Raw genomic sequence first — 24,064 nt, forward strand, 5'->3', positions numbered from 1 at the left:
GCCGCCCGATGACCACCCTCCACCTCGGCGTCGACGCCGGCGGCAGCCGCACCCGCGCCGTCCTCCTGGACGCCGCGGGCGCCGTCCGGGGCCGCGGTGAGAGCCCCGGTGCCAACCCCGCCGGAGCGGGCCCAGAGCCGGCGCTCGGCCGGCTGGCGGCGGCGGTCGCGGCCGCCCTCGACGGGCGGGACCGGGGCCGAATCGCGTCCTGCCTGATCGGCCTCGCCGGGTACCGCTCCCTACCGGACCCGGACGCGTTCGCCGAGCGCTGCCGGGCCGCCCTCGGCCTGCGCCACCCGGTGCGGCTCGTCCCCGACACCGTCCCGGCCCTGGCCTCCGGCGGCGTCACCGACGGCCACGGCACCGTCCTGATCGCGGGCACGGGCGCGATCTGCGTCCGGCTCGCCGGTGTCCGCACGCTCGCGCGCGGCGGCGGACTCGGCTGGCTGCTCGGCGACGAGGGCGGCGGCTTCTGGCTCGGCCGCGAGGCCCTCCGCCACGCCCACGCCGACCCGGCCGGCCCCCTCGGCACCGCCGTCCGCGCCCGGTGCGCCGCCGACTCCCCCGACGACCTGCTCCGCTGGGCCTACGCCGGCCCGCCCCGCCGGCTCGCCACCCTCGCCCCGCTGGTCTCCCGGCTCGCCGAGCGGGGCGACCCCGCCGCCCGCACCATCACCGACACCGCCGCCGACCACCTGGCCGCCCTCGCCCGCGCCACCGCCGCCCCCACCGAACCCCTGGTCCTCACCGGCGCGGTGGCCACCACCCCCGGTCCGATCCACCACCGCCTCCGCCACCTCCTCGCCGACCTCCACCCCCGCCTCCCCCGCACCGACCCCGCCACCGCCGCCGCCCACCTCGCCGCCCGCCTCGCCGCCGGGCGGTAGGCCGTCCCGACGGATCACCAACTCGGCCGCGCCCCACCGGAAATGGCATGCACGCCACTAGCCAACTGGCCAGTAGCACCCCTACCGTCGAGCTCCCGTGGCTTCGACGGAGGAGCTCCCCTTGCGCCTACGCCCCCACTCCCTGCGCTTCCCGGCCGCCGCCGTCGCGTCGGCCCTGCTCGTCACCGCCGCCCTGACCACCACCCCCACCGCCGCCGCCCCCGCCGCCCCGACCGCCACCGCGGCCGACTACTGCGGCGGCCACTGCCGGGACATCCTGCCGCCCGGCGAGAACGGCAACGCCACGCTCGCCGAGATCCTGCTCAACCGGATGTTCGGCAGCCGCCCCGCCCACACCGACGACCAGCTCGGCCCGTACGCGGCCCTCGCCTCCGGCTACCCGGGCCTGACCGAGGCCAAGCTGCGCGACTTCTTCAACGACGCCTCCTTCGGCGTCCCCGCCGACCAGGTGGCCAGCACCATCAGCCCGCGCGCCGACGTCACCATCGTCCGCGACAAGGCCACCGGCGTCCCGCACATCACCGGCACCACCCGCTACGGCACCGAGTACGGCGCGGGCTACGCCGCCGCCCAGGACCGGCTGTGGGTGATGGACCTGTTCCGGCACGTGGGCCGCGGCCAGTTGTCCGGCTTCGCCGGCGGCGCCGCCGCCAACCGCCAGCTGGAGCAGAGCTTCTGGCAGGCCGCGCCGTACACCGAGGCGGAACTGCAGCAGCAGATCGACGCCCTGGCGGCCCGCGGCGGCCGGGCCGCCCAGGCCCTCGCCGACGCGAACGCCTACCTCGACGGCATCAACCAGTACGCCCAGGAGTCCTACAACGCCCGCACCTTCCCCGGCGAGTACGACCTGACCGGGCACATCGACCCGATCACCAACGCCGGGTCGATCGAGCCGTTCAAACTGACCGACCTGGTCGCCCTGGCCTCCGTGGTCGGCGCCCTGTTCGGCTCCGGCGGCGGCGGTGAACTCGCCTCCGCCCAGGTCAAGTCGGCCGCCGAGGCCCGCTACGGCAAGGACGCCGGGGACGCGGTCTGGAAGTCGCTGCGCGAGGCCGACGACCCGGAGGCCGTCCAGACCCTGCACGACGGCCAGCGCTTCCCCTACGCCCCGGTCCCCGACGCCCCGCAGGGCGAGGCGCTGCCCGACCCCGGCTCGGTGGTGCCCGAGCGGATGATCTACGACGCCACCGGCACGGGCTCCGGCCTCGCGAAGACCGCCGCCCCGGGCGTGCTGCCCGGCAACCTGCTCACCGCCAAGCACGGCATGTCCAACGCCCTGCTGGTCTCCGGCGCCCACACCGACGACGGCCACCCGGCCGCCGTGTTCGGCCCGCAGACCGGCTACTTCGCCCCCCAGCTGCTGATGCTGGAGGAGATCCAGGGCCCCGGCATCAGCGCACGCGGCGCGGCCTTCGCCGGCCTGAGCTTCTACGTGCAGCTCGGCCGCGGCCAGGACTACGCCTGGAGCGCCACCTCCGCCGGGCAGGACATCACCGACACCTACGCCGTCCCGCTCTGCACCACCGACGGCTCCCCTGCCACCACCGCCGCCAACTCCTACCTCTGGCACGGCCAGTGCGTCCCCTTCGACCGGCTGGAACGCAAGAACACCTGGAACCCGACCACCGCCGACTCCACCGCCGCCGGCTCCTACACCCTGGTGATGTACCGCTCCAGGTACGGCCTGGTCACCGCCCGCGGCACGGTCGGCGGCGCACCCGTGGCCTTCACCTCGCTGCGCTCCACCTACCGGCACGAGGCGGACTCCATCATCGGCTTCCAGGAGCTCAACGACCCCGGTGCGGTGCACGACGCGGCGGGCTTCCAGCAGGCCGCGCAGGACATCAACTACACCTTCAACTGGTTCTACGCCGACTCCCGCGACATCGCGTACTACAACTCCGGCAGCAACCCCGTCCGCGCCCCCGGGGTCGACGCCGGCCTGCCGCTGCGCGCCGAACCGGCCTACGAATGGGCCGACTTCGACCCCGCCACCAACACCGCCCGGTACACCCCGGCGGCCGAGCACCCGCAGTCCGTCAACCAGGACTACTACATCTCCTGGAACAACAAACAGGCCGACGGCTTCACCTCGGCCGGGTTCGGCAACGGCTCGGTGCACCGCGGCAATCTGCTCGACGACCGGGTCAAGGCGCTGCTGCGGGGCGGCGGCAGGGCGAGCCGGGTCTCGCTCACCCAGGCCATGGAGGGCGCCGCCCTGGCCGACCTGCGCGCCGAGGACGTCCTGCCGGACCTGATCCGGGTGCTGCGCAGCGCCCCCGTCACCGATCCGGCCGCCACCGCCGCCCTGCAGCAGTTGGAGGCCTGGCTGGCCGACGGCGCCCAGCGGAAGGAGACGTCGCCCGGCAGCCACGGCTACGCGGACGCCGCCGCGATCCGCGTCATGGACGCCTGGTGGCCGCTGGTCGCGGAGGGCGTCATGCGGCCCGGCCTCGGGGACCAGCTGTTCACGGCCCTGACCGGCGCCCTGCAGATCAACGAGTCGCCCTCCGGCGGGCAGACCGGGCCCGGCAGCGGCGGCCCGGTGAGCGCCAACGAGGCGATCCCGCACAAGGGTTCGGCCTTCCAGTACGGCTGGTGGAGCTACCTGGACAAGGACCTGCGGTCCGTCCTGGGCGACCAGGTGGCCGGCCCGCTGGCCCGCCCGTACTGCGGCGGGGGCGACCTGGCGGCCTGCCGGGGCGTCCTGCTGGACACCCTGAAGCGGGCGGCCGCCCAGACCCCGGCCCAGGTCTACCCGGGCGACACGGACTGCTCCGCCGGCGACCAGTGGTGCGCCGACACGATCATCCAGCGCCCGCTCGGCGGTGTCACGGACGACAAGACCACCTGGCAGAACCGCCCGACCTACCAGCAGGTGGTGCAGTTCCCGAGCCACCGCTGAACCGCGCGCACGCCCGCCGGTGCCTCCCGTCCGCCCTGGACGGGAGGCACCGGCGGCGCCGGCGCCGGCCGGACCCGCCGGCCAGATCCGCCGGCACGACACGGCGGCACGGCACGGCGGCACCCGCGTGGAAGACAAGCGCCCAGGCCCGACGGGCGGGGACGGCACGCAGCCCCTAGCGTGGTCCGAGGGCGACCCGGGCGCACCCCCGCCGAGGTCAGCGAACCCCGAGATTCCCCAGCGAGGCCCCATAGAGGCCCCAGGAGGTATGCCGACCATGACCGCCACCCTGCCCGAGCTCACCGGGGACTACGTCCTCGATCCCGCCCACACCCGGATCGGCTTCGTGGCGCGCCACGCCATGGTGACCAAGGTCCGCGGCTCGTTCACCGCCTTCGAGGGCAGCGCCCACCTGGACGGCGCCGACCCGGGCCGCTCCACCGCCCGGGTGACGATCCGGACCGAGAGCATCGACACCGGCGTCGAGCAGCGCGACCAGCACCTGCGCACCAACGACTTCCTGGACGTGCCGAACTTCCCGACCATCACCTTCGCCACGACGGCGATCGAGCCGAACGGGGACGGCGAGTTCCGCGTCACCGGCGACCTCACCGTCAAGGACGTCACCCGCCCGGTCACCATCGACGTCGAGTACACGGGCAACGCCGTCGACCCCTACGGCAACCTGCGGGTGGGCCTGGAGGGCTCGGTGACGATCAGCCGCAAGGACTTCGGCGTGACCTGGAACGCGGCCCTGGAGGGCGGCGGCGTCCTGGTCGGCGACAAGGTCGTCCTGGAGTTCGACGTCTCGGCCGTCCGCCAGGCCCAGTAGCGCCCCGGCAGGGCCGGAACCGGCCGCCCCGCAGGAGCCCGGAAATCCGCCGGACCGGGCGGCGGAGGTCCGGTTAGGCTCCTGACATGGCGACAGACGACACCCTCGCAACCGGTCAGCGCTCCCTGGGCGATCCCACCCTCGACTACCCGCTGTGGCCCCCGCTCACCGCGGGCTGCCCCCGCACCGGCACCGAGGACGTCGCCTACCCCGTCGAGGTCGACTACGCCTACGAGAAGGCCGACGCGGCCGCCCTGTTCGCCCCGGGAGCGGACACCGGGGCGCCGCGCGGCGGGCTGGAGCGGTGGGCGCCCCTGCTGCCGCCGCTGCTCGCGCCGGGCCTGGGCGAGGGCGGCACGCCGCTGGTCGAGCTGGAGCCCGGGGTGTACGTCAAGGACGAGGCCCGTAACCCGACCTGGAGCCACAAGGACCGGCTGAACCGCTGCACCACCAGCGCCGCCGTGGGCGTCGGCGCGCCCGGGATCGCGGTGGCCTCCTCCGGCAACCACGGCGCGTCCGCCGCCGCCTACGCCGCCCGGGCCGGGCTGCGCTGCGTGGTGTTCACCGGGCCCGACCTGCCGCCGGCCGTCGACGCGTTCCTCAACGCCTACGGCGCCGTGGTGCTGCCGGTGCCGTGGGAGGCCCGCTGGCCGCTGCTGCGGCAGGTCGTGGACCGACTGGGCCTGCACCCGGTCAGCAACCTGACCGCCACCCACACCGGCCACGCGTACGGCCCCGAGGGCTACAAGACCGTCGCGTACGAGATCTTCCGGGACATCGGCGTGCCGGCCGAGGTGTTCGTGCCCACCGGCTACGGGGAGCTCCTCTTCGGCGTCTGGAAGGGCTTCAGCGAACTGCACCGGCTCGGCCTGGCCGAGCGCGTGCCGCGGATCATCGCCTGCGAGTCCGCGGCCGGCGCGCCGCTCGCCCGGGCCGTCCGCGAGGGCCTTCCGGCGGCCCGGGTGACCGTGGGGGCGAGCGAGGCCTACTCGATCGGCTCGCCGGTCAGCGGCTACCGGGGCGTGGTCGCTGTGCGCGAGAGCGGCGGCCGGGTGCTGACCCTGGACGACGGCCAACTCGCCGCGGCCCAGGGCGAGCTGGCCCGGTCCGGGCTCTGGACGGAGCTGTCCGCGGCGGCCGGGCTCGCCGGCCTGCGCAGCCTCGGCGGCGCGGACCGGGCGGACGGGCCGGTGGTCTGCGTGTCGACGTCCAGCGGCTTCAAGGACCGGGGCGTCGGCGCGCGCTCGACCGCGCCGGTCACCCCGGAGTGGGACGAGGTCCGCCGCCGGCTGCACGCGGCCGGAATCCGCGGCTAACGGGGCTCCCCCGACTCACGCCCGGCGTTGGAGGCCTGCTGTTCGCCGCCCGGTCCGCCGACGTAGGGTTGGTGTTCGCCGCGGCCGCCCAGGCTGGTCCGGATCCGCACCGCCCCCGCTCCTCCCCCGTTGCGTCGAAGGGCTGCCACCGTGTCCCGTTCCCCCCGCCGTCTGCTGCCGCTGGCCGTCGCCGTCGCGGCGCTGCCCGTGCTCGCCCTGCCGGTCGTGCCGGCCGCCGCGGCCTCGTACGGCACTCCGACGATCACCTTCTCGGCCGGCTACCTGTCCGGCGCGGTCGGCGCCACCGGCGACCCGACGGTGTCCGTGACGGTGGCGCAGAGCGGGGCCGCGGCCTCGGCACTGACCGTCGCCGCCTCGGCCAGCACCCGCAGCGCCGTCGCGCGGACCGGCGACGTGGCGGTGACCGGCAGCGGCGGCACCCGCTCCCTGGCGGTCGCCGCGCAGGGCGTCGGCTACACCGACCTCACCATCAAGGTGACCGGCCTGGGCGGCAAGACCGCCACCCGCACCCTGCACTACGCGGCCTCCCCCGCCGTCCAGTTCTCGGCCGCCAGCCGCTACCTGACCGGATCCAGCGACGCCTCGGCCGCGGTGGACGCGGGCGGCGGCTACATCCTGGTCGGCGACGACGAGTCCAACGTGCTGCGGCTGTACGACCGCAACGCCTCCGGCGCGCCGGTCCGCACCTGGGACTTCAGCTCCGCGCTCGGCGTCTCCAAGGAGATCGACATCGAGGCCGCGACCCGGGTCGGCGACACGATCTACTGGACGGGCTCGCTCGGCAACAACAAGGACGGCAAGGTCAAGCCGGACCGGCACACCGTGTTCACCACCAAGGTCACCGGCTCGGGCGCCAACACCCAGCTGTCCCTGGCCGGTTCGTACCACGGCCTGCGCGACGACCTGATCGCGTGGGACGGCGCCCACGGCGACCGCTACGGCTTCGCGGCGGGCGCGGCGGACGGGCAGGCGCCCAAGCAGATCGACGGATTCAACGTCGAGGGGCTGGAGTTCGCCCCGGGCAGCACCAGCACCGCGTACATCGGCTTCCGCGCGCCGCTGACCCCGGCGGTCACCGGTGGCCGCGCGCTGCTCGTCCCGGTCACCAACCTCCCGTCGCTGCTGGACGGTTCCGCCTCGCACGCGACCTTCGGCGAGCCGGTCGAGCTGGACCTCGGCGGGCTCTCCATCCGCGACCTGCGCCGCAACGACCTGGGCCAGTACCTGATCGTGGCCGGCTCCTGGTCCGCCGAGGACAACTCCGCCCCGTACGCCCTCTACCGCTGGAACGGCCAGCCGGGCTCCCAGCCGGTCAAGCTGGTCGACCTGCCGACCAGCGACGCCGGCGCCTGGGAGGCCGTCCCGGACGTGCCGAACCTGGACGCCCCCGGCGCCCGGGCCCAGCTGATCACCGACGACGGCTCCGCCGACCTGTACGGCGACGGCACCGCCGCCAAGGACCTCGCCCAGCCGGAGTGGAAGAAGTCCCGCTCCACCTGGTTCACCCTGAACTGACCTGCGCGCGCAACCGGGGCGGGCGCACGAGCCGCCCGCCCCGGCTCCGGCCCTGCCGGACCGCCCGGCTCAGAGCTCGACGAGCACCTTGCCCCGGCTCGCGGAGCGGTCCACGTACAGGCTGCGGTAGGCGGCCGGGATGCTGTCGAAGCCCCGGTGGACGGTCTGCTGGTAGCCGAGGTCGCCGCTGCGGACCAGGGCGCCCAGCTCCCGCCGCAGCGCCGTCCAGTTCTCCTCGGTGAACCACTCCAGCGAGAAGATGCCGCGGATGGTGGTGCGCGGGAACATGATCATCGGCAGCAGTCGCGGACCCGCCCAGTCGCCGCCGACCTGGCTCCCCCACTGCCAGCAGACCGCCACCCGGCTGTCCACGGCGAGCTGGGAGAAGACCGCGTCGGTGAGCGCCCCGCCGAGGCTGTCGAAGTAGCGGTCGATGCCGGCCGGGGCGAGCTCGGCGAGTTCCTCCCGCAGCCGCTCGGGGTCGTCGCCGTCGCGGTAGAGCAGGACCTCGTCGAAGCCCAGGGCGCGCAGCCGGTCGACCTTGGCCGGGGTGGCCGTGGTGCCGATGACCCGGGCTCCCCGGTGCCGGGCCAGCTGTCCGACCACCGAGCCGACCGCCCCGGACGCCCCGCTGACCAGCACGGTGTCCCCCGGCCGGACCTCGAGGAACTTCTCGACCGTGCCCCAGGCCGTCATCCCCGGGCCGCCCAGGACGCCGAGGGCGGTGGAGAGCGGCAGGGCGTCGTCGTAGTCGCCCCGGTCCAGCCGCCGGTAGGCGGGGAAGACCATCGGGAAGGTACCGGTCTGCCAGGGCTCCGGGGCGCCGTTGCTGATCACGTGGCTGCGCCAGCCGCCGAAGCCCTGCACGAGGTCGCCGACGGCGAAGGCCGCGTCCGGCCCGGCGTCCACCACCTCCATGATGGAGTCCGCGCCCATGTGGTCGCCCACCGGGGTGTCCAGGGCGATCCCCTGGAGGTACGGGTCGACCGAGACGTACCTGGTCCGCAGCAGCATCTCGTCTGCGGCGAGGTGGACGTCCACCTCCTCGACCACCTTCCGGTACATCCGCTCGATGTCCGGCACGCCGTCCACGTGCTCGCGGACGACCCACTTCTCGACCCTCATGAGGTGACTCCAAACCGCCGGTCGGCGGGCCCGACCGGTTCGATGACAAGAGTGGGCGGCGGCGCGCTGTCGTCCACGGCGGCGGTGAACGGCCGGCCGTCGTCACGGCAGATGAACTGGACGACGTGCCGGCCGGCGGCGGCCGCCCGGATCAGACCCCCGGTGGTCGCCCACACGCCGGAGAGGTAGAAGTTCGCCAGGCCTGGCAGCCCGGGCCCGTTGCGCTTGATCTCCTCCTCCAGCGTCTCGCCGCTCTCCACGAAGGGCTGCCAACCGAGCACCGTGCCGTCGTAGTTGCCGGTGTAGCGGACCTGGGTGAGCGGGGTGGACACGTCCTTGACCGCGACGGCGTCCTTCAGGCCTGGGTGGTGCCCGTCCAGGAACTCCACGATGGCGTCCCGCACCCGGCGCTTCTCGCGCTGGTACTCGCGGCCGCGCCCGACCGGCAGGGTGTGCAGTTCCTCGCCCCGCCGCAGCCGGGGCGCCTGCTCCGGGCCGGTGCTCAACTCCCGCCAGGGGGCGATGTCGCAGAAGTAGCTGGCGTAGACGACGGTCGTCGCGTCGGGCGACAGCTCGGGGTAGTGGCGGCTGCGGAACTGGACGTTGATGCTGGGGTGGCGGATGCCGGTGAGCCGGTCGGCGACCTCGCCCTCCAGCAGGTAGGTGGTGCACGGGTCCCCGGCCGGGAAGGGGCGGCGCAGGCCCAGGAAGACGGTGAGGTAGCCGGGGAAGACCATGCCGGGCTCGGCGATGGTCCGGGTGTACAGCCGGCGGTAGGTGTCGTTCAGGTAGCGGCCCTTGAGCAGGTCCAGCATGGTGGTGCGCCCGTCGCAGGCGGCGACCACGATGTCCGCCCGGACTTCCCGGCCGTCGCTCAGCCGCACCCCGACGGCCCGGTCCTGCTCGACCAGGATCTCGGTCACCTTGGTGTTGTAGCTGATCTCGCCGCCGAGCCGTCGGTAGCGCTGCTCGATCGAGCGGGCCAGGCCGAGCGAGCCACCCTCCGGCACCCCGGCCGACTGCCCGGCGTGCGAGGCGAGTTGGAAGTAGGTGGGCAGCACCGGGAAGTTGGGGTGCTGCTCGTAGAGGACGAAGTTGAACGCCTCGCGCAGCAGCGGGCTCCGGAAACGCGCCGAGTAGTCGCTCATCAGCACCGTGATCGAGCGCCGGATCACGTTGAAGTACGGCAGGAAGGAGGCGAGCATCCGCCAGCGCTCGGCGCGGCCCATCAGCCCGACCGGCTTGAGGAAGGGGTAACGGGCCAGGGCGCGGCGGAACTTGCGCAGCCCCTCGCAGAACTGCCGGATCCGCCGGGCGTCCTCCGGGGCGAGATCGAGCAGGTGCGCTTCGAGGCGGTCGGGGTCGGAGTAGAAGTAGACGGCACGGCCGTCCCGGGTGCGCACCACGTTGAAGACGTCGAAGTTGCGCATCACCTTGCCTTGCAGTGCGCCGAGTTCTAGCCAGATCTGGTGCATCTCGTTGCCGGGGCCGCTGCCGAGCAGCCAGCTCACGCAGCAGTCGAAGGTGAACTCGCCGCGGTCCCAGGCGGTGCAGCAGCCGCCGGGGAGTTCGTGCATCTCCAGGATGGTGGTGCGGTAGCCGTTCATCTGCGCGTAGCACCCGGTGGACAGGCCGCCCAGCCCGCCCCCGACGATCAGCATGCTCTGTCTGCCGGTGCTCATTCCGGTCATTCCGGCACTCCCACGGTGGCCCGGTCGAGTTGCGGCAGACGGCCCAACTTGCCCGCGTGCCAGGGTTCTTGGTTGTCGCTGGGCCAGGCCCGGAACGGCCGGCCGAGCTCCCGGCAGAGGTACTGCGCGGCGTACCGGCCGCTGGTGGCGGCGCGGATCAGGCCGCCGAGGCCGGCCCACTGCCCGGCCATCGAGAAGCCGCGCAGGCCCGGCAGTCGCATCCGGTCCCGGTTGACGAGCCGGTTGGCGGCGTCCTCGGCCTCGGAGAAGGCCTGCCAGGCGAGGATGCTGCCGTAGGTGTTGCCGGTGAACCGCTCGGTGGTCACCGGGGAGGCGACGTCGACGAGTTCGATCCGGCGGCCGAGCCCCGGGTACGTCCGCTCCAGGAACTCCCGGACGAACGCGGCGACTTCCTGCTTGCGGGCCCGGTAGGCGCGCCGGTCGCGGACCCTCAGGTCCTTCCAGGAGCGGTAGTCGCTGAAGTAGGTGCAGTGCAGCACCGACTTGCCGGGCGGCGCGAAGCCGTCCGCGTAGTCCGAACGCAGTTGGACGACCAGGCTGTGCTGGAGCGAGCCGGGCAGCCGGGCGCCCTGGTCCGGGGTCAGCAGGTAGGTGGTGCTGTGCGGCTCGCCCTCCGGCAGCGGGCCGTCCACGCCGACGAAGGCCGAGACCACGGCCGGGTACAGGTTGCCGGGCTTGTCCAGCAGCTCGCCGTACAGCCGGTCGGTGGCTGGGCTGGACCAGCGGCCTTCGAGCAGCCGGTCGAGCACTGTCGGACCGTCGCAGGCGGCCACCACGTGGTCAGCGAAGTGCCGTGAGCCGTCCCGCAGTTGGACGCCGACGGCGCGGTCACCCTCGACCAGGATCCGCTCCACCCGGCAGCGGTAGCCGATCACCCCGCCGAGCGAGGTGTAGCGCTCCTCCACCGAGCGGGCCAGCCCGAGCGAACCGCCCTGCGGGAAGCCCGCGTTGCCGTTGTGCGCGGCGGCCAGGGTGTACAGGTACGGCAGCAGCGGGAAGCCGGCCGGCTCCTGGAGGAACATGTTGGGCAGCGCCCGCCGCAGCAGCGGGTCCTGGAAGCGCTCGGCGAAGCCGCTCATCGGGGTCGTCGCGGTGCGCCAGAACAGCCGGAACGCGGGCAGCACGGTGCGCAGGGTGCGCAGCCGTTCGGCCGGGCTGCGCAGCGGCGGCGGGGTGAGGTCCCAGGGCAGGTCGATGGCGGCGAAGCGGCGCAGGTCCCGGCAGAAGGCGCGGATCGGCTTGGCGTCGCCGGGGGCGGTGGCCAGCAGGTGCCGTTCCAGCCGGTCCGGGTCCCCGAAGAAGGTGACGGCGCGGCCGTGTTCGTCGACGACGCGGTTGAAGACGTCGAAGCGGGTGATCGACTTGCCGTCGAGGGCGCCGAGTTCGCGCCACACCTGGTTCGCCCCGGTGCCCTCGGCGGTGCCGATCAGCCAGTCGATGCAGTAGTCGAACAGGTAGCCGTGCCGGGACCACGCGGTGCAGCAGCCGCCGGGCAGCACGTGCTTCTCGAAGATCCTGGTCTCCAGCCCGCTCATCTGCGCGTAGCAGCCGGTGGAGAGCCCCCCGATGCCCGCGCCGATCACGATGACCCGGGGCGGGCCGCCGGGGGCCCGCTCCCGGCTCGACCAGTCCGACCCGCGCTCAGGCCCGGCCATCGGCGGTGCCTCCGGCCAGGATGGCGCCCGCCAGTTCGGCGTTGCGGGCGGCGAACTCGGCGTCCAGCATCTCGGCGTGGCTGCCGTGTCCGGCGTGGACGGCGGTGCCGGCGCTGGAGGCGCCGTGCCAGGAACCGTGTTCCCCACCCGCGTGCAACGCCAGCCGGTCGCGTTCGCAGACCACGTTGAGCGGGGCCTTCAGGACGCCCAGGTTGGGGGTCCTGCTGCAGAACGCCAGGTAGTCCCGGGCCTGTTCGAGGGTCTCCTGGGCGACGATCCGGGAGCCGGTGTGCCGGTGCAGGTGCTCGTGGAGTTCGCGCTCGAAGACGGCCAGGTGCTCCTCGCCGAGCTCGAAGGGCTCGGGGATCCGGTAGGAGTCCACCACCAGGACGGAGCTGACGGTACGGCCGCGGCGTTCGAGCTCCCGGGCCACCTCGAAGGCGAGGTTTCCGCCGAGCGAGTAGCCGAGCAGGACGTACGGCCCCGCCTCGTCCAGGGTCTCGACCAGATCGGCGTAGCGGGCGGTCTTGTCGTCGCCGGTGAGGTAGTTGAAGGCGGCGAGCCGGTGGCCGGGCAGGTGGGCGGCGAGCTGGCGGTAGACCAGTCCGTGGCCGCCGGCCGGCGGGAAGCAGAACACCGTCCGCTCCCCGGGCGCCCCGGGGTTGAACCAGAGGTACGGCTGGCCGCCGGCGACCTCGCCGGTGATGATCTGCTCCAGCGTGCGGGCCATCCCGTGCAGGGTGGTGACCTTGAAGAGCAGGCCGACCGGGATGCTGATGTTGAACTCGGCCTGCAGGTGGTGGATCAGCTCGATCAACCGGATGGAGCTGCCGCCGAGTTCGAAGAAGTCGTGCTGGAGGCCGACCTCCGCCACGCCGAGCAGGTTGCTCCAGTGCTCGGCGGTGCGGATCTCGTAGAGGGTGACGGGCGGTTCGTGCTGCGCGCCACCGGTGTCGATCCGGGGCTCGGGCAGGGCGGCCAGGTCGACCTTGCCGTTGGGGGTGAGCGGCAGGGCCGGAAGTTCGGTGAGGTGGGAGGGGATCATCACGGTGGGCAGGTGCTCGGCGAGGTGGCGGCGCAGTTCCCGGCGGTCCAGGGTGGTCCCCTCGGCGGGGACCAGGTAGGCGGCCAGTACGGATTCGCCGGTCGCGTCCTGACGGACCGTCACACAGGCCTGGGCGAGTTCGGGGCGGGCGGTGAGGTGGGCCTCGATCTCGCCGATCTCGATCCGGTGGCCGCGCACCTTGACCTGGTTGTCGATCCGCCCGAGCAGGTGGGCGGTGCCGTGGGCGTCCCAGTGGCCGAGGTCGCCGGTGCGGTAGAGCCGGACGGGCGGGCCGTCGAGCTCCAGGGTGGTGAAGCGCCGGGTGGTCTGCTCCGGGTCGTTCGGGTAGCCGACGGCGACGCCGGCGCCGCCGATCCACAGCTCGCCGGGCACGCCGGGCGGTACCGGCTCGCCGTAGTGGTCGAGGATGTACAGCGCGCTGTTGGGGAAGGGCCGGCCGATCGGCACCATCCGGCCGGGTTCCAGCGCCTCCGCCCCGCCCTCGTAGTAGCTGGTGTCGATGGTGGCCTCGGTCAGGCCGTAGGAGTTGACCAGCCGGGTGTCCGGTCCGCACAGGGCGCGCAGCCGGCGGTGCTCGGCGGCCTTCCAGGAGTCGGAGCCGACGACCAGCAGCCGCAGGAAGTCCAGCCGCAGGCCCGCGCGTTCGCAGTGGGCCAGCAGGCCGCGGGCGACGGCGGGCACGAACTCGCCGCAGTCGACGGCCTCCTCGCGCATGGTGCGGTACAGCCGGGCGGTGTCGAACAGCAGGTCGCGGTCGACCAGGACGAGGGTGCCGCCGGTGCTCAGCGCCCGGGCGAGGTCGCCGGAGAACACGTCGAAGGCGGTCCCGGCCATCTGGAGGTGCACCCGGGCCTCGGTGTCGAGGCGGTACTCGGCGCGCCAGCCCGCGGTGACGGCGGCGAGGTTGCGGTGGTCGACCCGCACGGCCTTCGGGCGGCCGGTGGAGCCGGAGGTGTGGATGACGTAGGCGGGGCGGTCCGGGTCGGCGGCGGGTAGCGGGGCGCTCTCGGCGGCGGGCCGGTCGAGTTCGTCCAGGGTGACGGGGCGGGCGGGCGCTTCGGCGCCGAACGGGTTCCGCTCGGCGACCACGACGAGGGCGGCGCCGGCGTCGGTCACCTGGTAGGAGAGCCGGTCGGCCGGGTGGCCGGGGTCGAGCGGCAGGTAGGCGGCGCCGGCCCGCCAGATCGCCAGCAGGACGACGATCAGCTCGGGTGACTTGTCCAGGCAGACCGCGACCACCGAGCCTTCGCCGACGCCGAGTTCGCGCAGCCGCAGGGCCGTCCGCTGGGCCCGCCGGTCGAGTTCGCCGTAGGTGAGGCGGCGGACGCCGTCCGGGCCCGGGGCGGAGACGGCGACGGCCTCGGGGTGTTCGGCGGCGGCCTTGGCGACGAGTTCGGGCACCGGGGTGTCGTGGTCCACCCGCCGGTCGGCGCCGCTGAACCCGGTGAGGATGCGGCGGCGTTCGGCCTCGTCGAGCATCCGCAGCCGGCCGACCGGGCGGTCGGTGCCGGCGCTGGTCATGGCGTCCAGCAGGTTGCGGTAGTGCGTGGCCAGCCGTTGGACGGTGGCGGGCTCGAAGAGGTCGGAGTTGTACTTGAACACGCAGTGGAAGCAGCCGTCCGCGCGGTCCTCGTAGGCGGACAGTGTGAGGTCGAACTGCCCTTCCTCTTCGGGGAGTTCGATGTACTCCAGGCGGTAGCCGAAGCGTTCCACGGCGACCTTGTGGGTGAGCAGGATGAACATCGCCTGGAAGACCGCCGAGCGGCTGGGGTCGTGCTGGAGCCCCAACTGCTCGACCAGCAGCGGGAACGGGTACTCCTGGTTGTCCAGGCCGCCGAGCACGCTCTCCCGCACCCGGGCCAGCAGTTCGGCCACGGTCGGCTCCCCGGCCAGGCTGACGTGCAGCGGCAGCGGGTTGACGAAGTAGCCGTAGACGGAGGCGAACTCCTCCTGGGTGCGGCCGGTGACGGGGCTGCCGACCACGATGTCCTGCTGGCCCGACCAGCGGTGCAGCAACAGGTAGTAGGCACTGAGCAGCACCATGAACGGGGTGGCGTGGTGCGCGCGGGCGAGCTCGTGGACGCGGGCGGTCAGGTCGGCGTCGAGCCGGAAGAACGCCGAGGCGCCGTTGTGGGTCTGCACGGCCGGCCGGGGCCGGTCGGTGGGCAGGGCGAGGACGGGCATCTCGGCCGGCAGGTGGCCGCGCCAGTAGTCGAGCATCCGCCGGGCCTCGGGGCCGGCCAGGAAGCGGTTCTGGTGGTTGAGGAAGTCGAGGTAGCGGGCGGCCACGGCGGGGAGCTCGGGGGTGCGGCCGTGGCGCAGCGCCTCGTAGACCTCGAACAGCTCCTCGATGAAGGTGAAGGTGGAGATCGCGTCCGAGACGATGTGGTGGACGGCCTTCATCAGCACCCAGCGGTCCGGCCCGCGCCGGAACAGCCGCAGCCTGACCAGCGGGTCGTTCGCGAGGTCGTACGGCCGCCGGTACTCGGCGACGATCAGCGCGTGGATCTCCTCCCAGGGGCGGCCCTCGACGTCGAACAGTCCGGTGTCGGCCACGGCCTCCGGGCGGATCCGCTGGACCGGCCGGCCCTCCTCGGCGGTGAAGGCGGCCCGCAGCCCCGGGTGCCGGGCGACCAGCGCGCGGAAGGCGGCGAAGACCAGCTCGGGGTCGAGCACGGCGCGCACCTCCACCGCGCCGCCGATGTTGTAGGCGAAGCCGTCCGGGTGGAGCTGGCGCAGGAACCACAGCGCCTGCTGGTTGTGGGTGAGCGGGTAGCGGGCCTCGTCGGTGTGCAGCTCGACCTCGGCCTGCTCGGGTCCGCCCTCGGCGTCCAGCCGCTCGGCCAGGCCAGCGACCAGCAGGTCGACCAGGTCGCCGACGGTGCCGTTGCTGAGCAGCGCCACCACCGGCAGGGCGACGCCCAGTTCGCCGTGCACCCGGGCGCGCAGCTCCATCGCGAGCAGCGAGTCCAGGCCGTGCGCGCCGAGCCTGGTGTCGGGGGCGATCCGCTCGGCACCGATCCGCAGCACGGCCGCGGCGGCGGCGGTGAACCGCTCGGTGACCAGCTGGCGCCGGGTCGGCGGATCCGCCGTGCGGTAGGCGTCCAGGAAGCCGCCGGTCTCGGCCGGGGCCTGCTCGGCGGCGCTGGCTGCCAGCTCGGCGACCAGCGGCGGCGGCGCGGGGTACCAGGCGAGGAAGGTCGGCCAGTCGACCACGGTGGCGACCAGCAGTTGGGCGCGGTCCTGGCCGAGGACGCGCTCCAGCACGGCCGTGCCGGCGTCCGGCGGGAGCGAGCTCATGCCGCGGGCGTCGCGGTAGTGGGCGACCAGGCCCAGTTCCTCGATCATGCCGGTGGCCCACGGGCCCCAGTCGAGGCTGAGCGCGGGCAGGCCGGCGGCCCGGCGGTGGTGGGCGAGGGCGTCCAGGAAGGCGTTTCCGGCCGCGTAGTTGGTCTGCCCGGCGGTGGTGAGCAGCGAGGCGACGGAGGCGAACAGCACGAAGTGGTCGAGCGGTTCGTCGCGCAGCAGCCGGTGCAGCAGGTGGCCGCCGACCACCTTCGGGGCGTACCCGGCGTCGAAGGCGGCGCGGTCCATCTGCGGCACCAGCACGTCCTTGACCTGCCCGGCGAGGTGGAACACCCCGCGGATGGGCGGGCGTTGGCGTTGGCGGTAGTCGGCGAGCCAGGCGGCGAGGGCGGTCTCGTCGGTGACGTCCACCGGGGCGAGCAGCGGTTCGGCGCCGAGCGCCTGGAGCTCGCGCAGGAAGGCGATCCGCTCCCCGGCCGGGCTGGCGGGGTCGGTCCGGTACCACTGGTCGCGCTCGGGCAGCGCGGTGCGGCCGACCAGGATCAGCCGCCGGGCGCCGCGCCGGACGAGGGTGCGGCAGAGCAGCCGGCCGAGGGCGCCGAACGCGCCGGTGACGAGGTAGCTGCCGTCGGGGCGCAGGACCGGCGGCAGCGGGCGGGTGAGGCCCTCGGCCCGGCGGAGCCGGCTGGTGCGGCGGCGGCCGGCCCGCAGGGCGATCTCCTGCTCGTCCCGGGAGGCGAGTTCACCGAGCAGCGCCTCGGCCTGGTCGAGCGGGTCGGCGGCGGGGTCGAGGTCGATCAGGGTGCCGCGCTGGGCGACGAGTTCCTGCTGCCAGAGCACCCGCCCGATGCCCCAGGCGGGTGCGCCGAGCGGTTCGACCCGGTCGCCGGGGGCGGCGGCCTGGGTGCCCCGGGTGACGATGTGCAGCCGGGCGTCCGGGAGGGCGGTGGGCAGGGCCTGGGCGAGGGCGATCAGCGCGTAGCCGCCGAGGGTGGCGAGTCGGTCGAGCCGGTCGGCCGTGGTGGTGTCGAGGGCGGGCTGGTCGAGGTTCCACAGCTGGACGACGGTGCGGTACCCGGGGCCGAGGTCGGTGAGGAGCCGGGTGAGGTCCTCGGCGGAGTCCGGTCGGACGGTCGAGTGCCCGTCGCCGGGCCGGTAGTCGGTGCCGGGCCGGACCAGGTGGCAGCGGGCGCCGCGTTCGGCGGCCAGCGCGGCGAGGCGTTCGGCGAGGCCGCCGGCGTCGGCGAACAGCAGCAGGTCGCCGGGGTCCTGGTCGGCGGGCGCCGCCGGGACGTCCGTCCAGGCGAGTTCGGTGAGCCAGCCGTCGATGGTGGCGAGGCCGACCGAGGCCGGGGCCTGCGCGACGTCGGCGACCCGGAAGCCGGTGATCCGGCCGACCGGGGTGCCGTCCTCGGTGTACAGGGCGAGGTCGCCGACGAGTTCGCCGCCGCCCTCGCGGGTGACGGTGGCGTGCGCCCACAGCGGCCGGTCGCCGGCCTGGTCGAGCCGGACCTCCTCGATGGACACCGGCAGCCGGACGCCGCCGTCCTCGGGTGTGAGCAACCGGGTGGCCAGCAGGGTCTGGAAGCAGGCGTCGAGCAGCACCGGGTGCAGCTGGTGGTCGGCCGCCTCGGGGCCGAGCCGGTCGGTCGGGCTGATCCGGGCCAGTGCCTCGCCAGGGCTCGTCCACACCTCCTGGACGGCCTGGAAGGCGGGCCCGTAGTCGTAGCCGCGGGCGGCCAGGAGCCGGTAGCAGTCGGGGCCGTCGAAGCGCTGTCCGCGGGAGCGGATCGCCTCGGCGTCCAGCGCCGGCCCGTGGGCGCGGCGCTGGCCGGTGCGGACCCGGCCGCCGGCGTGCACCACCGGTTCGCCGCCGGCCGGGGTGGAGGCGATGGTGAAGCGGGCGTCCTCCGGGGCGTAGCCGAGTTGGACGGGGGTGGGCTCGGTGTCGGAGAGGAACAGCGCCCGGTTCAGCTCGATCTCGGCGAGCACCACCTCGGTGCCGCCGGTGAGGGCGCGGACGGCCTGGGCGGCCATCTCCAGGTACCCGGCCGCAGGGAAGACCATCTGGCCCTCGATCCGGTGGTCGGCCAGGTAGGGCAGCCGCTCGGGGTCGAGTGCGGTGGTCCAGGCGGGTTGGGCGCTCGCGGTGCGGCGGCCGAGCAGCGGGTGGTCGACCTCGCCGAGCCGAACCTGCCGGACGGCGCTCGGCTCGACCCAGTACCGGTCGCGCCGCCACGGGTAGCCGGGCAGCGGCACCGGGCGACCGGCCGGGTGCAGGGCGCGCCAGTCCAACTCGACGCCCAGGGTGTGCAGTTCGGCGAGCGACTGGGTGAGGCAGGCGGGCTCGTCGGTGCGCCGGCGGATGGACGGCAGGGCGTGCGCACCGTCGACGCACTCGCGGATCGCGTGGCCGAGCACCGGGTGCGGGCCGAGTTCCAGGAACAGGCCGTGCCCGTCCTGGGCCATCCGTTCGACGGCGGCGCGGAAGCGCACCGGGTTGCGGACGTTGTCCCACCAGTACCCGGCGTCGAGCTCGGGGCCGCGGGCGAGGCCCTCGCGGGCGGTGAGGTAGAGCGGCAGCCGGGCCTCGTTGGGCTTGAGCGCGGCGAGCGCGGCGGTCAGCTCGTCCCTGATCGGGTCCATCCGCACGCTGTGGTACGGGACTTCGACCTCCAGGAAGCGGGTGAACACCTCCTGCCCGCGCAGTTCCTCGGCGAGTTCGCGCAGCGCGTCGGTGTCGCCGGCCAGGGTCACGGTGGAGGGGCTGTTGACGGCCGCCAGCGAGACCCGGGCGCGGTACGGACGGATCCGGCGCTCCGCCTCGGCCTCCGGGAGGCCGACGGCGAGCATGGTGCCGGTGCCGGCCAGCCGCTGCTGGAGGCGGCTGCGGGCCAGCACCACCCGGACGGCGTCGGCCAGGTCGTACACCCCGGCCTCGTAGAACGCGGCGACTTCGCCGGTGCTGTGCCCGACCACCGCGTCGGGGCGCAGGCCGTGGCTGCGCCAGAGCGCGGACAGGCCCAGCTGGACGGCGAAGTTGGCGGGCTGGGCGAGCCAGGTCTCGGCCATCCGGGAGTCGGCCTCGTCGCGGTGCAGTTCGTCGAGCAGGGACCAGCCGGCCTGCTCGCGGATCTCCCGGTCGCAGGACTGGACGGCCGCCCGGTAGACCGGTTCGTTCTCGTACAGGCCCCGGCCCATGCCCCACCACTGCGGGCCCATGCCGGTGAACACCCAGGCGAGGCGGCGCTGTCGGCGCTCCCGGGCGCGGCCCTGGACCACCCGGGGGTGCTCCTCGCCGCGCTCGTGGGCGGCCAGCGCCTCGTCCAGGTCGTCCGGCGTGGAGTAGACCACCGCGAGCCGCTCGGGCAGGTGCTGGCGCCGGTGCGCCAGGGTGTGGCCGAGGTCGGCGAGCGGCACCCCGGCGGCGAGCTCCCGGCGGACTCCGGCGGCGAGTTCGGGCAGCCCGGCGGCGTCCTTGGCGCTCAGTGGCAGCACCGTGCAGGTCGGCTGCGGCGCCGGGGCGGCGGGCCCGGGGCGCGGCGGCTCCTCCAGCAGGACGTGCGCGTTGGTGCCGCCGAAGCCGAAGGAGTTGACGCCGGCCCGGGCCGGTCCGTCGTGCTCGGGCCAGTCGATCGGGGCGGTCGGGATGTCGAAGGGCAGTGCGGCCAGGTCGATGCCGGGGTTGGGCTTCTCCAGGTTGAGGTGCGGCGGGATCCGCCGGTGTTCGAGGGCGAGGGCGGTCTTGATCAGCCCGGCGACGCCGGCGGCGGCCTCGGTGTGTCCGATGTTCGTCTTCACCGAGCCGACGTAGCAGCGGTCGCCCGGGCGGCGGCCGATGCCCAGCACCCGGCCGAGCGCGGCCGCCTCGATCGGGTCGCCGACCGGGGTGGAGGTGCCGTGCGCCTCGACGTACTGGAGGCTGCCGGGCACCACCCCGGCCTCGGCGCAGACCCGCTCGATCAGGGTGACCTGGGCGTCCGCGCTGGGGACGGTGATGCCGTTGGTGCGCCCGTCCTGGTTGACGCCGCTGCCGAGGATGACGGCGTGCACCGGGTCGCCGTCGCGCAGCGCGTCCGACAGCCGCTTGAGGACGACCACGCCGACGCCCTCGGCCCGGACGTAGCCGTCGGCGGAGGCGTCGAAGGCGCGGGAGCGGCCGTCGGCGGACAGGAAGCCGCCCTTGGTCTCGGCGATCGTGTACTGCGGCGCCATGTGCAGCAACGCGCCGCCCGCCAGGGCGAGTTCGGTCTCGCCGCGGAGCAGGCTCTGGCAGGCGAGGTGCACCGCGACCAGGGAGGAACTGCAGGCGGTGTCGATCGAGACGCTGGGGCCGCGGAAGTCGAAGCAGTGCGAGATCCGGTTGGACACCATCGTCATCATGGTGCCGGTGGCGGTGTGCGCGGCGAGCGTGCGGAAGTCGAGGTCGGCGAACTGGAGGATCTTGTAGTCGAGGGTGAAGGCCCCCATGTAGACGCCGACGTCACGGCCGGCCAGCTCGCCGGGGCGCAGGCCGCCGTCCTCCAGGGCCTCCCAGCTGACCTCCAGGAGCTTGCGCTGCTGCGGGTCCATGTGCTCGGCCTCGCGCGGGCTGATGCCGAAGAAGTCCGGGTCGAAGGTGTCGAAGCCGTCGATGTAGCCGCCCCGGCCGCCGATCAGGCGGCCCGGTTTGGACCGGTCCCGGCTGCCGAGCGTGCCGGTGTCGTAGCGGTCGGCGGGTGTCGCGGTGAGGCAGTCCCGACCCTCGACGAGGTTGCGCCAGTAGGTCCGGTGGTCGTTGGCGTGTCCCGGCAGGCGGCAGCCGATGCCGGTGATCGCGATCCGGTCGCAGGGCACGGCGAAGGGCGAGGTGGTCATGATCCAATCCGAGGGTGATGGCGTGGCGGCGCGGACACGGGCGGAGGAGGAGCGGCCTCGCGGGCGGGGTCAGACGGACGGCTCGGTGGTCTTCACCTGGCGCCAGGGGTGCAGCAGGGTGGCGCCCAGTTCGCCGGTGGCCGGGAAGGCGGCCGGGTCGGCGAGGCCGACGGCGGTGGGCACCCGGCCGGGGCGCCAGGTGAAGCTGCCGAACACGTGGTCCCACAGCGAGAGGTCGGAGGCGTAGTGCCCGGCCTCGGCGAGGTCGGTGCTGTGGTGCAGTCGGTGGAGCTCGGGGCCGGCCAGCAGGTGGCCGAGGAGCCCGAGGCGGACGTCGATGTTCGCGTGGACGAAATACCCCTGCGCAAGAATGAATATTCCGACCACGAACACGGATTCCACCGAGAAGCCGATCAGCGACAGCAGGAGTTGCACCACGGACTGCGCGACGAACACGTCGAGAATATGGTTCACACCGTTGTTCGCGACATTCACCTTGTCCGGCACGTGGTGGACGCCGTGCAGGCGCCAGAGCCACCGGTTGTGGTGGGACCAGCGGTGGACGAGGTAGTCGCCGAGCGATCCGATCAGCAGCGCGAGCGGGATCTCCACGGCGAACGGGAGCACCGGATGGGCCGCCCCGAGCACCTGCACCAGCGCCGTCACCAGCCCCTGGGCGAGTGCGCCGCCGACCATGCTCAGCACGAAGTACACGGTGTACCAGCGCAGTTCACGCCCACTCGGATGCCAGTCGGTCCGGTACGGGATCACCCGCTCCAGTACGGCCAGGTACCCGAGGACGCCGACCAGCACGAGCGGGGAGACCCGGTCGGGCTCCCAGTGGAAGTGCAGTGTGGCGACGGCCGTGCACAGCACCCCCAGGAGCAGAAGCGGATGAGCGAGCCGGCGTGCAATGGCGGACAGCACGCGCCCCCTTGGTTATTCGCGAACTAATGACTGGAAACGTCAGAGACTCTAGCGGGAGAGGTCAGCTACGGCAGTCATTCGACGTGTTAACGCCATAAATAACCCGATCGGAGGAAGATCCGCGCACGAAGTTGACACCAGACCGGCGTGAAAGGGGCGCGTTTGTTCGCAGGCGCTGGAGAAACCGGAGCGCAGCGGGGTCGGGCCCACGCCGGGCGAGGTCGCACGCCCCCTGACACAGGGGGCGGTCCGGACCCGGATCCGGCCCCCCCGGTCCAGCGAGGGCGGCGCGGGTGGCACCGGGCGAGCGCGAGCCGGGCGCGAGGGCGCGGGCCGTGCGGGTGGCGCCGCCCGTCAGGATCCCGCCAGCTCCGCCAGCCGCCACGCCGCCTCCGGCCGGTACGCCGCGAGGCGGTCGCGCAGGCCGCGCAGCTCGTACCCGACCAGGGCCGGCAGGGCCGCCGCCGGGGCGGTCTCCAGGGCGGGCCCGAGCAGCTGGACGGCCGTCTGTGGGTCGTGCGCGCAGGCGTGGCAGTCCGCCACCCGGACGGTGAAGAGGAGACGGCTGGAGGGGAGCTGGGCCGGGCCGAGCAGGCCGAGCGCGGTCTCGGCGGCGGTCAGCGCGCGCCGGGCCAGCCGGGGATCGTCGACGACCGCGGCGAGGTCGCGCAGCGCGGCGGCCGCGCCGGACTCCACCCGCAGCCGCATCGAGGCGATGGTGAGCCAGGGCGCGTCGTCCTCGTCCCGGGCGTCGATGTGGTCCAGGTGCAGCCGGGCGCGGCCGAGGTGCCGGATGGTGGCCCGGACGTCGCCGGTGAGGGCGTGCGCGCGGGCCTGGCCGATCTGGCCCATCGCGCCGGACCAGTGCCGGCCGGGGGCGGCGCGGCCGATCTCCCGGGCGTAGCCGAGGGCGGCGGCCGGGTCGCCGTCCATCCGGGCGAGGGTGCTCATGTCGCTGAGCGCGGCGACCTGGGTGGCCTGGTCCCCGGCGAGCTCCGCCCAGGCGAGCGCGCGGTCGAAGCAGGCCATCGCGGTGGCGTTGCGGCCGTCCTGCATGCGCAGCGCACCCGCGGCGTGCGCGTGCTCGGCGGCCAGCCGGGCGAGCGGGCGGCGCTGCGCGGCGGAGGCGGCGGCGAGCCGGGCGAGCACGGCCTGCAGGGTGCGTTCGACGGCGGCGGCCAGGCCCGGCAGGCCGCCGGCCTCACCGGTGCGCAGGTGGGCGGCCAGCAGTCCGGTGAGGGCGTGCACCGTGGCGGCGCCCAGGGGCGGCCCGGCGGCCGGGTCGGCGGCGCAGAACTCGGCGTGCAGGGCGGCGAGTTCGACCGGGCCGGGGACATCGCAGCCGTCAGCGCCGTGCAGCGGGCAGAGCAGGCCGTAGTCGGGCAGCCGGGGCGGCGGCTGGGCGGGGGCGCTCCAGCGGGCGGGGCCGACGGGCCCGTTCGCGGCCGCGGTGGGCAGCGGGGGCCGTAGCAGGACGGGGGCGAGGGGCGCCAGGGAGGGCAGTTCGGCGGTCTCGGCCCGCTGGCAGGCGGCCCGCAACTCACCGCCCGCGCCGAGGAGTTCGTCGATCCGGTCGGCGATCCGAGGGGTGACCCGGCGGGCGCCGTGCTCGATCTTGCTCACCGCGGTGTGGTCGTAGCCGATTCCGGCGCCGAGTTGGGCCTGGGTGAGGCCGGCCCGGCGCCGCCAGTGGCGCAGCCGGGCGCCGAAGTCCCGCCAGGCGCCGAGGTCCTGGGCGGGCGGGGCGACGGGTGGGGACGGAGGTGCGGACGCCGGTTCCACGGCCACGCGGTTCCGGTGCACGGCTGCCTCCTCCGGTCGCTTCCCCCGGGCCCCTCGCCAACCTTCCGACCATCAGGACGGTACTCGATGACACCCGGTCCGTACATGAGGTGGTCTCAACCACTCGGGCAAAAGCC

11 protein-coding genes are annotated in these 24,064 nt (G+C 74.3%); 5 read left to right on the forward strand and 6 right to left on the reverse strand.

The features are described 5' to 3' along the window. Nucleotides 1–8 precede the first annotated feature (8 nt). From ACIPLC_RS17235 to ACIPLC_RS17255, 5 genes are all read left to right on the forward strand, one after another. Entirely contained in the window at nt 9–887 is an 879-nt protein-coding gene (locus ACIPLC_RS17235; protein WP_400473808.1) for an N-acetylglucosamine kinase, read from the forward strand. 121 nt (nt 888–1,008) lie between these two features. After that, nucleotides 1,009–3,813 carry a penicillin acylase family protein gene (locus tag ACIPLC_RS17240; protein ID WP_400473809.1) on the forward strand — a complete coding sequence of 935 codons (2,805 nt, stop codon included), beginning with the start codon at nt 1,009–1,011 and terminating at the stop codon, nt 3,811–3,813. A 277-nt stretch (nt 3,814–4,090) separates the two neighbouring features. Next, complete coding sequence (locus tag ACIPLC_RS17245; RefSeq protein ID WP_400473810.1) at nt 4,091–4,645, forward strand: YceI family protein; 555 nt, start codon at nt 4,091–4,093, stop codon at nt 4,643–4,645. 86 nt (nt 4,646–4,731) lie between these two features. Further along, nucleotides 4,732–5,961: a pyridoxal-phosphate dependent enzyme gene (locus ACIPLC_RS17250; protein ID WP_400473811.1), complete on the forward strand. Its 1,230-nt coding sequence runs from the start codon at nt 4,732–4,734 to the stop codon at nt 5,959–5,961. A 150-nt stretch (nt 5,962–6,111) separates the two neighbouring features. Continuing rightward, nucleotides 6,112–7,497, forward strand: a complete 1,386-nt coding sequence (locus ACIPLC_RS17255) for a hypothetical protein (RefSeq protein ID WP_400473812.1) — start codon at nt 6,112–6,114, stop codon at nt 7,495–7,497. 69 nt (nt 7,498–7,566) lie between these two features. Here ACIPLC_RS17255 and ACIPLC_RS17260 read toward each other — a convergent pair whose 3' ends face one another. From ACIPLC_RS17260 to ACIPLC_RS17285, 6 genes are all read right to left on the reverse strand, one after another. After that, nucleotides 7,567–8,622 carry a zinc-binding dehydrogenase gene (locus tag ACIPLC_RS17260; RefSeq protein WP_400473813.1) on the reverse strand — a complete coding sequence of 352 codons (1,056 nt, stop codon included), beginning with the start codon at nt 8,620–8,622 and terminating at the stop codon, nt 7,567–7,569. Then, on the reverse strand, nt 8,619–10,313 hold the full coding sequence (locus ACIPLC_RS17265) for a phytoene desaturase family protein (RefSeq protein WP_400473814.1): 1,695 nt from the start codon (nt 10,311–10,313) through the stop codon (nt 8,619–8,621). Before ACIPLC_RS17265 ends, ACIPLC_RS17260 begins: the two co-directional genes overlap by 4 nt. Beyond that, on the reverse strand, nt 10,310–11,989 hold the full coding sequence (locus ACIPLC_RS17270) for a phytoene desaturase family protein (protein ID WP_400473815.1): 1,680 nt from the start codon (nt 11,987–11,989) through the stop codon (nt 10,310–10,312). Before ACIPLC_RS17270 ends, ACIPLC_RS17265 begins: the two co-directional genes overlap by 4 nt. Then, nucleotides 11,976–21,218, reverse strand: coding sequence for an amino acid adenylation domain-containing protein (locus ACIPLC_RS17275; protein ID WP_400473816.1), 9,243 nt, complete (start codon nt 21,216–21,218; stop codon nt 11,976–11,978). Before ACIPLC_RS17275 ends, ACIPLC_RS17270 begins: the two co-directional genes overlap by 14 nt. Before the next feature lie 69 nt (nt 21,219–21,287). Continuing rightward, on the reverse strand, nt 21,288–22,145 hold the full coding sequence (locus ACIPLC_RS17280; RefSeq protein ID WP_400473817.1) for a sterol desaturase family protein: 858 nt from the start codon (nt 22,143–22,145) through the stop codon (nt 21,288–21,290). Between the two features lie 354 nt (nt 22,146–22,499). Next, nucleotides 22,500–23,948, reverse strand: a complete 1,449-nt coding sequence (locus tag ACIPLC_RS17285) for a helix-turn-helix domain-containing protein (RefSeq protein ID WP_400473818.1) — start codon at nt 23,946–23,948, stop codon at nt 22,500–22,502. Nucleotides 23,949–24,064 lie beyond the last annotated feature (116 nt).

Source organism: Kitasatospora sp. NPDC086801, from assembly GCF_044745805.1.
Taxonomy (GTDB): domain Bacteria; phylum Actinomycetota; class Actinomycetes; order Streptomycetales; family Streptomycetaceae; genus Kitasatospora.

Bases quoted from the DNA above. Each gene is read 5' to 3' on its own strand.
- ACIPLC_RS17265 (WP_400473814.1), bottom strand. From the start codon at position 10,313: ATGACCGGAATGAGCACCGGCAGACAGAGCATGCTGATCGTCGGGGGC.
- ACIPLC_RS17270 (WP_400473815.1), bottom strand. From the start codon at position 11,989: ATGGCCGGGCCTGAGCGCGGGTCGGACTGGTCGAGCCGGGAGCGGGCC.
- ACIPLC_RS17250 (WP_400473811.1), top strand. From the start codon at position 4,732: ATGGCGACAGACGACACCCTCGCAACCGGTCAGCGCTCCCTGGGCGAT.
- ACIPLC_RS17235 (WP_400473808.1), top strand. From the start codon at position 9: ATGACCACCCTCCACCTCGGCGTCGACGCCGGCGGCAGCCGCACCCGC.
- ACIPLC_RS17275 (WP_400473816.1), bottom strand. From the start codon at position 21,218: ATGACCACCTCGCCCTTCGCCGTGCCCTGCGACCGGATCGCGATCACC.
- ACIPLC_RS17245 (WP_400473810.1), top strand. From the start codon at position 4,091: ATGACCGCCACCCTGCCCGAGCTCACCGGGGACTACGTCCTCGATCCC.
- ACIPLC_RS17260 (WP_400473813.1), bottom strand. From the start codon at position 8,622: ATGAGGGTCGAGAAGTGGGTCGTCCGCGAGCACGTGGACGGCGTGCCG.